The organism is Okeania sp. SIO3I5, from assembly GCF_010672085.1.
In the GTDB taxonomy this organism is placed as follows: domain Bacteria; phylum Cyanobacteriota; class Cyanobacteriia; order Cyanobacteriales; family Microcoleaceae; genus Trichodesmium.
The window spans coordinates 30974-44593 of the sequence record NZ_JAAHHT010000036.1 but is presented as its reverse complement, the minus strand read 5'-3'; the positions used below and the strand labels follow the sequence as shown (position 1 = coordinate 44593).

The following is a 13620-nucleotide window of genomic DNA, read 5'->3' as shown; positions in this document are numbered from 1 at the left end:
GTTATCAGTTATCAGTTATTACTTTCCTGTTCCCGTTTCTAACTACAAAGAATTAAAAATAGGTACTTTACAATCTATTATTCGTCAGTCGGGATTACCTCGTTCTTTATTTGAAGTTGATGAATAATTTAAAAGGATAAATAGAAATTGCTCAAAAGTTAGGACGAGAAATTCCTGCATGAAAAATACAGTCAATATTGGTGTAGATAAGTAGGCGATCGCTCTCCTCATCACAATAGCGCTCGCTACCATAACCAAACTAAAAATACTTGCTATTTCATACCAACGAACGTACTTGACTACCAGGAGCAGGGGCACCTCGTAATAATCCCTCAGTGCTAATATCTTCGTCTATTTCTTCCCAATGAATACCATAACCACCACCACATATTTCCCATGCTTGTAGTTGTTCAGCAGTTGCTTTTAATAGACGAGGATACCAAGCTAAAGGAACTGTAATAGTACGTCCATCCATTAGTTCAACACTGAAAGTATCCTCTTGTATTTGTACATTTTTAACTCGCTCATCAGCTTGAGGTGTTGAAATACTCATCCCATTTCTCCAAAAAAATTTGTTGATTAAATTCGACTTTTTTTAAGCGATCGCTAACCTACCTATCCATCAATATCCCTAGAGAAAATCACATCCAAATCTTGATAACCGCTAATTATCCTCACAATTTGCACCCCATCATCTATTGGGCGATAGAAAATGATGTAATTTTCTACTGGAAAACTTCTGAGACTAGGTTCTAACTCATCGCATTTTTGCCCCATTTAGGGAAAATCAGCTAACAGTTTACACTGCTGTTTGATTCTATTAATAAGTCTTCTAGCAGCATTAGAATTAAATCGGGCAATATAGCTGTTAATTTCCTTTAGTTCCTGTTTTGTCAAAGGACAAAAAATAAATCGACTCATTATTTAATTATCTCTTGTTTCATTTCAGTTTCAATGCGGTTAATATCTGCCTCTAATTCTGCAAATACTTCTTCTCCATCAATTCCTTCACCGCGATCTAGTTCTTCTATTCCCATTCTTATTTTTTCTTTTAACTCAACAAAATGTTTGGCGCGAATACTCTCTTTTTCTGATAAGAGTCGCAATGCTTCTCCCACTACTTCTGTAGCAGATGAATACCTACCACTATTAACTTGTTCCTCAATAAATTTTCGTGCTTCTAGACTTAAAGATATGTTCATAAAAACGACCTAAATAATTGTCAAATTATTAAAATTATAACCCTGGTGGGAGAATATAACAAGTTGCATAGTTTCCAGAATTACCCCACTCTAACCAAGCTTCTGCCATCTGCTTAACTCGCCCTCGTTGTTCTGGTTTGATAGGATTTTCTCTCTCCCATTGTTCAGCAAGAATAGAGAATTTATCAACAAGTTCAGGTTCTAATTTTGTTTTTTTTCTGATAAGTTGTCCAGTTGTTCTACTTCTCTTAATTTTGAAGAGAACAGGGAACAGGGAACAGAAAGAAAGAATAGATAATTTCTGGATGATAATTGATTTAATTTTTAATTTTCACGCCTATGTCTATTAGAGAGTGAATGCACAACTAAAGATTAAGACGGCCAGAGTGCTTAATGTTCGGTGGGTTACGGCGTAGTGCGGGCATCTTACCCGTAAGGAGTTTGGCTACGATTCGTGCTTATTGTCGCCTTACCCTCCCCACCCTACGCCTCGATTTAATATTCCTTTTACAAACAGTCTCTTACATTATTAATTATTAACTAATTCCTTCAAAAGGTCCTAAAAAAGTTGGCTTAGGACGAGTAATATGAACTTCCCATAATGCTTTTAATACTGCTAAAAATTCACGGATAGAATAACGTCTCATAGAATCATTTCTGAATTTTCCCCAATCTTGGGTACCTAAACCTAGAGCATCTATTCCTAGTTGACGACAGGTATAAACTGCACGAGGTAAATGATAGTTTTGAGTTACTAAAACTGCTTGGGTAATACCAAATATTTCTTTTGCCCGATAACAACTTTCATAAGTGCTAAAACCAGCATAATCTAGAGTAATATTTTCAACAGATACACCACGATTAATTGCATATTCTTGCATTGCTTTTACCTCATTATAATTAGGGGTGCTATTATCACCAGTCATCAAAATTTTTTTAATACTACCAATATTATATAGATTAACTGCTCCTTGCACTCTGTCAGCTAACATTGGTGTGGGAGTACCATCTTCCCAAATTCCTGCTCCAAAAACTATGGCAATAGGTTGAGCAGGAATTTCTTGTGGATTTTTGTAGCGATATTTGCTTGTTGCTACTTTGATATAAAAGTTTAAAGCTAGAGGAATTAGTAGTATTGTTAATACTAAAAGCAAAAAAAATAAGCGTTGGTTGAGTAAAAAAAATTTAGGTAACATATAGCAATATTAAATGATTTCTAAAAAAATACTTTATGGGTTTGGTTATATCAATCCCATTTTTGTTGAGGTTTGGAGACCAAACCCCTAGGCTCAAATATGACAACTTTTTTATGAGACATTTCCAATAATAAAAAATTAAATCAATTATTTTTCCCTACTCCCTATTTATATGAAAAAAGACTGTAGGGGTTTAGTTTTCCAATCCCATTTTGGCTTGGGGAAAGGAAACCAAACCCCTAGGCTCAAATATGACAACTTTTTTATGAGACATTTCCAATAATAAAAAATTAAATCAATTATTTTTCCCTACTCCCTATTTATATGAAAAAAGATTGTAGGGGTTTAGTTTTCCAATCCCATTTTGGCTTGGGGAAAGGAAACCAAACCCCTAGGCTCAAATATGACAACTTTTTTATGAGACATTTCCAATAATAAAAAATTAAATCAATTATTTTTCCCTACTCCCTATTTATATGAAAAAAGATTGTAGGGGTTGGGTTTTCCAATCCCATTTTTGTTGAGGTTTGGAAACCAAACCCCTACGATAAAATATTACCGAATAATTATTAATTATTGAAGGACGTTGCCATGGAATGTCGCTACCTCTAAAGCAACAACTTCAGAAATAGAATTTAATCCATTTCAACTTTACTAAATTCTCTTCCCTCCTGACTCCTGAGTCCTGACTCCTGACTCCTATTTATTTGCTAAACCAACCGCTTCAGAAATAGAATTTAATTCATGTTCATCTAACTTTTGTAGTAATCCTTGGAGAATTTGTTTGATTATTCCCGGCCCTTGATATACCCATCCTGTATAAAGTTGAATTAGACTGGCGCCTGCAGTAATTTTATCCCACGCATCTTCCGCTGTAAATATACCACCTACACCAATTATTGGTAATTTTCCCTCTGTTTCTTGCCAGATGAATTTAATTATTTCTGTCGATCTTTTGGTTAATGGTGTGCCACTAATTCCACCTGCTTCTTCGGTAACAAGTTTACCTGTTACTGGAATAATTTTAGTTTTTAATCCCTCACGATTAATAGTTGTGTTAGTGGCAATTATGCCAGATATTTTATATTCTTTAATTAAGTCTAGTATTGAGGGTAGCGCTTCATTTTCTAAATCTGGTGCAATCTTAACTAAAATTGGCTTAGTTCCTTGATTTTCTGCTTGCAAAACTGCTAAAATTTTACTTAAATTATCGGTATTTTGTAGGGAACGTAAGCCTGGGGTATTAGGAGAAGATACATTAACAACGAAATAATTTCCCCAACTTTTTAACAATCGAAAACTCTCTAAATAATCTGTTGCTGCTGCCTCTAAAGAGGTTATCTTAGATTTACCAATATTTATACCATAAGGAAAGAAAGAAGGAGGAATAAAAAAATTAGTTTTACTTTGACTTTGTAATCTTTTAGCTAAAGCAGCAGCTCCTTGATTATTAAATCCCATTCGATTTAAAACAGCCCGATCTTTTGGTAAACGAAATAATCTTGGTTGGGGATTTCCAGGTTGTTCATGGAAAGTGACTGTACCAAGTTCAGCAAACCCAAAACCTAATCGGGGCCAGGTGTTAATTGCCAGACCATTCTTATCATATCCTGCGGCTAAACCTAGCGGATTTTTAAAGTTTAATTCCCATAAATTTTGCTCTAGGCGAGTATCTTCAAAACAGAATAATTTCTCCATCATTGTCTGAACCCCACTTATCAGTTTAGAGTCGGAATAAGTATCCATAAAACTGAGCATATTTAGAACTTGATTATGTATCCTTTCTGGATCGGCTTTTAGTCCAGAAAATATAATCGGCAGTAGGACAGAACGATAAATATTTAACATTTTATTCTCAATAGTAGTTAATGTAGTCGTACAAAATCAATTTCCTAGTTAAGATAGGGAACAGGGAACAGGGAATGTGTAATTAATTTTGCTTATGAAATTAACAATTTAAAACTTAAAAAAAGACTAAATTTTATAATCTTGAGGAGATTTGGTTAGATATTAATGAAATAAAGTAATTAATTGTTTTCATTAAAATATCATTGATTTGGTTGAAAATCGTAAAATTAATAATTAAATTAACTTTGAGTAGCTCAAATAAAGTAAGCATTCAGCCGTCAGCTATTAGTGATCAGCTATCAGCTATTGATTTTGGGGAATTTCACAAGTAATAAGTGTTAAGTAATGAGTAAGGAGTAAGGAGTAATGAGTAAGGAGTAATAAGTAATAACTAATAAGTAATAAGTAATAACTAATAAGTAATACCTCTGCCTGTTTGCGCAGCATTCCGCAGTCAAGTCAGAGGATTTAAAAAATGATGAATACGCAAGAATTTTTCTGCATGAATGAAGAGGCTTTAAACAATCATATTCGGGCTTGATTTTAATTCTTACTCATTACTCCTTACTCCTTACTCCTTACTCCTTACTAATTACTCATTACTCATTGCTGAAGAGCTGACTGCTAATAGCTGAATGTTTACCAAATAAATATTATTTATAGAATCAAAATTAAGTAGGAGAATTAATGTATGTTGAAAAAAAACATATCGGAAAATAATGAAAATAATCTGATTGAGTTGGAAAGTATAATCAGGACAATAAGAGAAGAAGAAGATATAGATATTATCATCAAAAAAATTATTATTTATTTTCACTCAGAGTTTGATTTTAGTTTAATTTGGGTGGGTTTATACGATCGCCTAGGAAATAAAATAGTTGGCAAAGGAGGAATTACTCCTAATGGTGAAATTTCTATTCTCAAACAAAAATTTCCAATTAGTGATGGAGATGTATTAGAACAAGTATTAATATCAGGTCAAGCACTTAAAATAGCTGATTTAAGCGCTGAAAAGCAAGTAGGAGAATGGGTCAAAATAGCTCAAACTTATCAAGTTAAAGGAACAATTTTATTTCCGATATCTTATAAGGAAATATGTTTTGGCGTTGTGTTAATGGGTTCACAAAATAAGGGCATATCTCTAGAGTCAGGAGCAAAAGCACTACTATCTTTAATCTGGGGAGAACTGGGGCAAACATTAGACAAAATGCAAAAAGAATGGCAACAAAAGCAAATTAAAAGACCTGATGAACCCATGCTTTCATTACTTTCTCAATTAGGAGAATTAGTAACCCTAGATCAACGTCTGGAAGTCGTTGTAGAAATAACTCAGAAATTTTTACAACCATCGCGCACGAATATTTACTGGTATTATCCCAATGGAGGGTACTTCTGGCGTCGTGCAAGTAATCGTCAAGTAATCGTAGAATGGAATGATTTAAAACGTCCTGCTTCTGGTATTACACTGCAAGATTTAGGTGAGTTATATCAGATATTAGTAAAAGGGGAAATTGTTTGCGTCGGAGAATATTACAGATCCACAAACAACAAGATTACTCAACTACTGCTCCAACAAATCAGAGCTGCTTCTGTATTAGTAGCACCGATTATCTTAGAAGAGGAATTATTAGGGTTTATCACTATAGAAGAACAACACAACCGTCAGTGGCAAGATAATGAAAGAAACTATTTGCATGGAGTCGCTCAACTGGTAGCTTTAACTTCTCCCCTCTCAGAAATGGAAGACAAAATTCGCCAAGTCAAACTAGATCGGAGTTTAACAGCAGATATAACTCGCGCTATTTATGGCGATCGTGACTGGCAAAAAATTATCAAGACAACAGCGGATAAATTATCTCAACGCTTAGGTTCTCAATATTTTATGTTGATTATCTGGAATAGAGATCGCTTTGAGGTTATTTATCAAAGTCATTCTCTGCAAAATCGAATACTCACAAGTTCTCTCCCCCCACTCAGTAAGGAAGATATGATGCTACTAGAGAAAAATACTGAAGTAGTAGGAATTGAAAATTGGTCAGATAATCATATATTGAATGCTTGGCAAGAAAATTTTGAGAAAGCAGGAGTGCGTTCTCTTCTATTGTCCAATACAAGAGGAACTAGGAAACAGGAGGAAGACGAATCTAGTACAGAGCATCAAGACAATAAGTACGATCGCTCCTTAGAACTTGTCATTATTGGTTATGATACACCTCACATCTGGAATCGCAATGAGCGAGAATTAGTACAAATTGCCAGTCAACAGTTAGGTTTTATTCTGCATCAAAGAGATATTAATCAGCGATTCGATCGGCAACAGCAATATATTGAATATCTTCAGTCTGGTTTAACTACTTTGCAACCAACCACAATACTCGGAAACTCAACAAAAGTATTGATTGACTCTTCCAATTCCTCATTTTTCCAAGAAGTTAAAGATTTGGCACCACTGGGAGAACAAAGCGTATTAGAAAATTTATCCCTAGATCGTCTCGAACGTAGTTTTATCGAATTTACTGCACAAGCAATTACGGAAATAGGAGAGATAGATCGCCAAACTGTTCCCATAATTGCTTTGATTAGTTGGCATCCTGTGTCGCAAACAGGGAGAATTATGAGCTATAGTTATGGCGACTCTAGTATTAGTACCACTGGCAAAATTTCGATTCCAGTTCGTAACGATACTTGGATTCAACAAATACTTTCTACAAATGATTGGTTGCATTTGAATGTCAGTGAGGTGCCAGCTAAAACTTTGCGGTGGTTAAATATTCTTGATGAAGGTCAGGTTGTAGTGACTGCTTTGCGTACTGCTAGCGAACATCAACCAACAGGTATATTCTTATTAGCAGATCCTTACGGGATTTTATGGCAAAAAACAGAAGTTCCACAGTTAGAAAATTCTCCTACTGAAACTTTAAAAAATTTACTCACTACTTTGGTGACTCAGTTTGCATGGTCACGTCGCTATTTAATTGTCAAGACTACTTTGGAATCTCAGCGAGAAGAATTAGAGTGGTTAAATTGGTACAAACAAAGGCGTTTGGAAGAACTTTATCGTAGTGTTGGATCTGGTTTTAAACAATTAAGTGAACTAAATCATACTCCTACTGAAAATTCTACTCAACAAAAAGATATTCTAGCAAATTTACGTTATCAACAATTACTACGGCAAATTGGCAATGTTTTATCATCTACTACCTCATTATTGAAGGAAGAAAAATGGCGTTTACAGGCAAATTATGATGTTGTATCTGTGGCTAATTTGTTGAGGCGATCGCTGACTCGCATTGATTCTCAAATCAAAAAAAGAAAATTACAATTAGAAGTGCATCGGGAAGGAAATTTAACTATTTATGGGGATAGTATTAAATTAGAATTGGTTGTATATGAGCTTTTGATTAATGCTTGTCGTCGTTCTACAACAGGAGGAAAAATAGATATTAAATGCCAAACTTTAGATGAAGAATGGCTAGAAATTTATATTCTTGATCAAGGTAATATTAGCCCCCAATTAATTGCTGAATTTAATGCTGGTTCTATACCTGATATATTAGAAGTTTCTGCTTTAGTTATACCCCCTGGCAAACATTTAATTATTTGTCGGCGAGTCATTCAACAAATGGGAGGAGATTTTGAGTTACATTTGCGGGAAGGTGGTTTAGTAGAAAGTCGATTACTGTTACCTTTAGCTCATATTTAATAATGGATAATGGATAATTGATAATTGATAATTACCTCCCCCTAAAAAGGAGAGGATTGACCAAGAGAAAAGAGAATATTCCTTATGTCAATCCCGAAGCTTTAGCTAGAGGTACTGATAACTGATGTACTGACTGACACTTCGCGAAGTGTCACTACTAGCGAAGTGTCACTACTAACTGATAACTTAAATTACCCCTTTTAAAAAATAGGAAATATATAGCAAGTATTTTAGTATTAGACATCTCCGAAAATTAAAAATAAAATAAATTGCTATCCATAAATTATCAATTATATCTCCCTGTTCCCTGTTCCCTGTTCCCTGTTCCCTGTTCCCTGTTCCCTGTTTCCTGTTCCCTGTTCCCTCTTTTCCGGAGATGTCTATTTCATATATTTAGGTTTGGTTTGGGGTGAAAATTTTCTTTGATATAATTTGGTAACTATTTGCTACAAATGCTTATTCCCTAGAATCACAGTTTAGCAACATTTTTTAATAAAATTTGTATAATTTATAATCATCACAAGTGTTAGAATGAATGAAGATTACAACTAATACCATGTTCGGTCGAATGCTTATAAATAATAATAGGGAATAGGGAACACCTAACATCAGGGAAAATAGAGATGTTCCATCAAAATTCCCTACCATAATATTTGATTTATAACTAACTATCCGAAGATGCTCTAACTTCCATAATTAACAAAGCTCAATCAAGACTATTGAGCGGATTACTAATTACTCAAAATTAATAATTTTAGCTATGAAAAATCGAGAAATACAAGAAAATATAGATCCATCTAATTCTCTGACAGCTATTAATATAATCGAAGATTGTGCCACTAAAATATTAGCTCATATTTTAGACCATAATATTATTCAAATTCAAAATAATTCAGATATTCTAGACATCAGAGAAAGTCAACTACTGGCAACAGCTATTAAAGATTTACAGATTAATTACGAAAATCAGGAATTACCACCTCTTCTAGGAGCAAATCTAGATTTTATCCTTGGTCGAGATAATTATGCTAATAATCAAATAGAGCTAGCATTAACACATTTTCAAAACAGCCTAGTCGTCTGGCAAAATAGCACAAAAATTTTACCTGGAGAAGTCTCAAATCAACAAACAAATCAACATTTAGAAAAATTAGGTGTAGTTCTTTTTCATATAGGATTATGTTACTTCCATCTAGGAAATTTAAATAAAAAAACAAAACAAAAAAAGAATTGTTGGCAGCAAGCACAAAATAATTTCCAGGAAAGCTTAGAATTATTTGCTCAAATAGATCGACAAGAATTAGTAGCTAAATTTATTAGTAAAAAAGGCGAAGTTCTGCAAAAATTAGAACTATGGAGTGATTTATATAACCTGGCTCAACAAGCTTTAGATTTACATCTAACTTATGGAAAAGAAGAGCAAATTGCTCAAGATTACGGATTTTTAGCTGAAGCTGCAATGCACGAATCAAAATGGGCTCATGCTAGTCAATTAGCAGAGTTAGCAATTGCCATTCAAAGTCAATCTATGGGAGATCCTTTAGAAATTGCCCAAGATCAAAATGCTTACCTGTCAATTTTAAGTGAATCTCAGCGTAGTCTGAATGAGTGGCAAGGTACTATTAATCAACTAGAAAAAGCGCGACGGGAAACCAACCCAGACCATGATTTACAATCTTATCTTTCCATATTAAAAGCATTAATAAAACTTTATTTTGAACAAGATAAATATCTAAAATCTGCCATAATTAAAGAAGAAAAATTTAAAATAGAGTATCAGTATGGCTTAAGAGCTTTTGTAGGTATAAATCAATTACAACCACAACAAAATTATGATAATCAAGTCATAATTCCTAGAGAAATAGAAGTTTCTGGTCGTCGAGAAGATGTGAATAATTTAGTGGCAAGAATTAAAAGTAAAGACCAGAAACTCATAGTAATATATGGTGCATCTGGTGTAGGTAAAAGTTCTTTACTTAATGCAGGTTTAATACCTACTTTACTTGCAGAAGAATCAAAGGATAATCAAGCAATTTTGCCCATACCATTGCGAGTCTATAGTGATTGGATTAGAAACTCTGACCCCACTACTTGGAATCTGGAATATGTATTAGAGACATTGCGCAAAAATAATCAACAAAATAATTTAAAACTATTAATCTTAGATCAGTTTGAAGAGCTATTTAGTGTCTGTCCAAAAATCAATCAAAGACTGCCACTCTATCAATTTTTACATGAGTGTTTAACTTTGAATTCTGTCAAAGTAATTTTATCGCTACAAACAGATTATTTACATTATCTATTAGAATGGGAACGCCAGACAAATTTAGAAGCAGTAATTAACCATGAAGTTTTATCTAAACAAACTCTTTACTACATAAGTGATTTTGAGCTAAATAAGACTCACGAAATAATCAAAAATTTAACTGAAATTGCTCAGTTAAATTGGGAAGCAGATTTAATCGATCAAGTAGCAAAAGATTTAAGTGCAGCAGAAAATACAGTACACCCAATTCAATTACAAGTAGTAGGTAGGCAACTTCAAGAAGCAGGAATTAGAACTCTTAAGGCATACCATAAACTAGGAAATAATCCCCTTAAAAAACTCACTATAAAATTTTTAGATACAGCGATTAAAGATTGTGGTTCTCTCAATGAAAAAACAGCTATACTCGTTTTATACTTGTTAACTAATGAACATGGTACTCGCCCTCTCAAAACTTCTGTTGAATTAGCATCAGATTTGTTAACAGAATCTAGTAAATTAGATTTAGTTTTAGATGTATTAGTTTCTCAAGGATTAGTTTTATTATTGCCAGAGTTACCAGACAATCGCTATCAATTAGTTCATAATTATTTAATTCCTTTAGTGAGAGAACAGGAAGGAGAAAAATTAATAGCTGAACTGGAATTAGAAAGAGATATAGCACAACGTAAACTATTGAAAGAAAGACCAAATAATTTCCTAGATAAAGCAATTAATTCTGTGTTTAGATGGATGCGAGTTGATTAGATATCTCCAGAAAAGAGTGAACAGCTAACAGGGAACAAGGAACAGGGAACAGGCGGGAGTAATTGATAATTTATCAATAAGAATTGATTTAATTTTTGATTATCGGAGATGTCTATTAGATATAGTCCTATGCACAAAGTTATTTCAGTTATCAGTTATAGCAGGGAACAGGGAACAGGGAACAGGGAACAGTTAGAAAAACATTTCCTAGTCTTAGATTTATCATCAGTAATTGTCAAGAACCAACTCTTTCTTAGCTATATCAGTTATCAGTTAGTCTCCTATAGTCGGAACTGCCTTAACACTACCTCAAGCGTGAACCATTGGCATTGAAATAATGAACCAAATATTTATCGAGGGGAAATTGGATATAGCATTTTCGGCTGTCGGCGACAGTGGAAACAACAGTTTTTTCCCCTTAAAAGGGGAGGTTTTAGACCAGATTTTTTTGTAAAAGTTTCATATTTTTTATAGTAGACATCTCCAAAAATAAAAAATGAAATCAATTCAAGATATGAAATCAACAATTTAATTCCCTATTCCCTATTCTCTGACTTTTGCCAAAAGTCTAGTAATTACTTATCTTCAGTTAATTTCTAACTCAGTTTAATTTAAGGTATATAGAATACCATTAAAATATAAATATAAAGAAATTAACTTAAAAAATATGAGTAATTGCTTCAATTTGAAAACTGCTATTAAAAAAAATTAAGGTATCAAAGCTCCATAATTAGAGAGAAAATATTCAGACAATATGCTCAATAATCTAAAAAGGATAATCTACCAATAACCAATAATTATCGGGATCTTCAATGCCAATAACTTTATGTAAAAAATTAGAACAAGTGTCAATCAAAAGGATTAAACATTCAAACAAATTGCCACAATATTACAAACAATACTTTTCTAAATTATTCTGTCAAATAAATTCAAAATTATTAATGCAAAATTATAACCTCTGACTTTAGGCAGATGCTTAAAATAAGGAAAATATTTTTGATTTTTTCACTCTCTGAAGAACGAGGCTTGAATTCTTAATTAAACAATTCTTGAAATTCACTTATAAACATAAACAAATTTTTTGAACTTTGAATTTTGAATTCAAAAAATAGTTATAAAGGGGTTATTACTTCTTTATTTGTTCTTACTCATTCTTGATTCAAAATAGGTTATGAAAACACTACCTAAAATTATCATCAATACTGCTTTATTTGCTAGCTTAGGTTTGAGTGCTATGCTAGTAAAAGCAGGTAGTTTAGATAACTTCAAACTCCACTATTTTGGTCTCACACAATATCTCAATAATCAAAATAGAGAACTTCAAAATCTTCAAGCACAAAATCTCGATCCTCAGAAATATAGTCGCATTAATTTAAGTCAACTATTAAATGGCGGACCGCCAAAAGATGGTATTCCTTCTATTGATAATCCGAAATTTGATACTGCTAAAACAACAGCTTTTCCTGCTAATGAAAAAGTGATTGGCGTAGAAATAAATGGTGAGGCGGTTGCTTACCCTTTTGGCATTATGAATTGGCATGAAATTGTTAATGATACAGTAGGAGGAGTTAATATTACTGTTTCTTATTGCCCTCTTTGTGACACTATAGTAACATTTGAACGTGGCAGTACAACTTATGGTGTTTCTGGCAAACTTTATCAAAGTTGTTTAGTTATGTATGAACGTGCTAATGATACTCTTTATTCTCAACCTTGGTCTTTTGGTATTATTGGTCAGAATGTTAATCGAAGTTTAAAGAGAATTCCTGCTATTAAAACTACTCTTGGCGCTTGGTTAGCAGCACATCCTAATAGTAAAATTCTCTCTACAAATACTGGTTATAAACGTGATTATTTTAATTATCCTTACGGCAGTTATTATACTGATAAAAGATTGATTTTTCCTGTCAGAAATCAAGACCAACTTAAGGAACATCCTAAGTCTATTGTTACTTATGTTTGGGAACCAGATAGAGAAACGCCTCAAAATAATTTCTCTGGTAGTAGTGTTCAATTTTTACACTCAGAAATTAAGCAACTAGGAGAAAAAATTGTGGAGTTTAATGGGCGAAAAATTCGCGCTAAATGGGATAGTCAAATGGAAACTGTTATTGTTGAAAAACTTGATAGTACGATTATTCCTAGTTCCACTGCTTTTGCTTTTGTTTATCCTGCATTTTTTGGACAGTAGGAGTAGGGAGTGGGGGAAGGGTGGGAAGTGTGGGAAGTGTGGGAAAATGGGGAAGTGTGGGAAGTGTGGGAAGTTGAACAAAAATTTCATCAAAATGTGGCAGCGATCGCTTCCCGACTTGATCTAAAATCTAATAACTATAACGTTGGAGTTATACCAAAATTTAATTAACCAAACGATCGCTTCCCGACTTGATCTAAAATCTAATAACTATAACGTTGGAGTTAAACCAAAATTTAATTAACCGAGCGATCGCTTCCCGACTCGCTCTAAAATCTAATAACTGTAACGTTGGAGTTAAACCAAAATTTAATTAACCGAGCGATCGCTTCCCGACTTAATCTAAAATCTAATAACTATAACGTTGGAGTTAAACCAAAATTTACAGCCCTTTTCAGATTGATGAACCACATATTCACAAGCAAAACCTAGTAGGGACGTTCCATGGAACGTCCCTACTGTGGTCT

At 33.4% G+C, this 13620-nt stretch carries 9 protein-coding genes and 1 pseudogene; 4 read left to right on the top strand and 6 right to left on the bottom strand.

Annotated features, from left to right (window positions below):
• Window positions 1-84: 84 nt before the first annotated feature.
• The 6 genes and pseudogenes from F6K40_RS11240 to F6K40_RS11215 all read right to left on the bottom strand — a co-directional run bounded on the left by F6K40_RS11240 (window position 85) and on the right by F6K40_RS11215 (window position 4246).
• Window positions 85-252 carry a hypothetical protein gene (locus tag F6K40_RS11240; protein ID WP_293135561.1) on the bottom strand — a complete coding sequence of 56 codons (168 nt, stop codon included), beginning with the start codon at window positions 250-252 and terminating at the stop codon, window positions 85-87.
• Window positions 253-277: 25 nt separating this feature from the next.
• The gene (locus tag F6K40_RS11235; RefSeq protein ID WP_293135558.1) at window positions 278-553 is read right to left on the bottom strand and encodes a DUF2442 domain-containing protein; all 276 of its coding nucleotides are present in this window, start codon (window positions 551-553) and stop codon (window positions 278-280) included.
• Window positions 554-615: 62 nt separating this feature from the next.
• A pseudogene (locus F6K40_RS11230) lies at window positions 616-921 on the bottom strand (type II toxin-antitoxin system RelE/ParE family toxin).
• Window positions 921-1202, bottom strand: coding sequence for a type II toxin-antitoxin system ParD family antitoxin (locus tag F6K40_RS11225; protein WP_293135555.1), 282 nt, complete (start codon window positions 1200-1202; stop codon window positions 921-923). The pseudogene F6K40_RS11230 and the gene F6K40_RS11225 overlap by 1 nt, the downstream one beginning before the upstream one ends.
• 536 nt (window positions 1203-1738) lie before the next feature.
• Window positions 1739-2398: a SanA/YdcF family protein gene (locus tag F6K40_RS11220; protein ID WP_293135552.1), complete on the bottom strand. Its 660-nt coding sequence runs from the start codon at window positions 2396-2398 to the stop codon at window positions 1739-1741.
• 699 nt (window positions 2399-3097) lie between these two features.
• Window positions 3098-4246, bottom strand: coding sequence for a quinone-dependent dihydroorotate dehydrogenase (locus F6K40_RS11215; RefSeq protein ID WP_293135549.1), 1149 nt, complete (start codon window positions 4244-4246; stop codon window positions 3098-3100).
• A 691-nt stretch (window positions 4247-4937) separates the two neighbouring features.
• Between F6K40_RS11215 and F6K40_RS11210 the strand changes: the two genes are divergently transcribed.
• The 4 genes from F6K40_RS11210 to F6K40_RS11195 all read left to right on the top strand — a co-directional run bounded on the left by F6K40_RS11210 (window position 4938) and on the right by F6K40_RS11195 (window position 13324).
• The gene (locus F6K40_RS11210; RefSeq protein ID WP_293135546.1) at window positions 4938-7949 is read left to right on the top strand and encodes a sensor histidine kinase; all 3012 of its coding nucleotides are present in this window, start codon (window positions 4938-4940) and stop codon (window positions 7947-7949) included.
• Between the two features lie 760 nt (window positions 7950-8709).
• Window positions 8710-10962 (top strand): nSTAND1 domain-containing NTPase, encoded by a 2253-nt coding sequence (locus F6K40_RS11205; RefSeq protein WP_293135543.1) that lies wholly within the window; start codon window positions 8710-8712, stop codon window positions 10960-10962.
• A 1171-nt stretch (window positions 10963-12133) separates the two neighbouring features.
• Complete coding sequence (locus tag F6K40_RS11200) at window positions 12134-13153, top strand: DUF3179 domain-containing protein (RefSeq protein ID WP_293135540.1); 1020 nt, start codon at window positions 12134-12136, stop codon at window positions 13151-13153.
• A 9-nt stretch (window positions 13154-13162) separates the two neighbouring features.
• The gene (locus F6K40_RS11195; RefSeq protein ID WP_293135537.1) at window positions 13163-13324 is read left to right on the top strand and encodes a hypothetical protein; all 162 of its coding nucleotides are present in this window, start codon (window positions 13163-13165) and stop codon (window positions 13322-13324) included.
• Window positions 13325-13620 lie beyond the last annotated feature (296 nt).

Bases quoted from the DNA above. Each gene is read 5' to 3' on its own strand.
- F6K40_RS11240 (WP_293135561.1), bottom strand. From the start codon at position 252: ATGGTAGCGAGCGCTATTGTGATGAGGAGAGCGATCGCCTACTTATCT.
- F6K40_RS11235 (WP_293135558.1), bottom strand. From the start codon at position 553: ATGAGTATTTCAACACCTCAAGCTGATGAGCGAGTTAAAAATGTACAA.
- F6K40_RS11225 (WP_293135555.1), bottom strand. From the start codon at position 1,202: ATGAACATATCTTTAAGTCTAGAAGCACGAAAATTTATTGAGGAACAA.
- F6K40_RS11220 (WP_293135552.1), bottom strand. From the start codon at position 2,398: ATGTTACCTAAATTTTTTTTACTCAACCAACGCTTATTTTTTTTGCTT.
- F6K40_RS11215 (WP_293135549.1), bottom strand. From the start codon at position 4,246: ATGTTAAATATTTATCGTTCTGTCCTACTGCCGATTATATTTTCTGGA.
- F6K40_RS11210 (WP_293135546.1), top strand. From the start codon at position 4,938: ATGTTGAAAAAAAACATATCGGAAAATAATGAAAATAATCTGATTGAG.
- F6K40_RS11205 (WP_293135543.1), top strand. From the start codon at position 8,710: ATGAAAAATCGAGAAATACAAGAAAATATAGATCCATCTAATTCTCTG.
- F6K40_RS11200 (WP_293135540.1), top strand. From the start codon at position 12,134: ATGAAAACACTACCTAAAATTATCATCAATACTGCTTTATTTGCTAGC.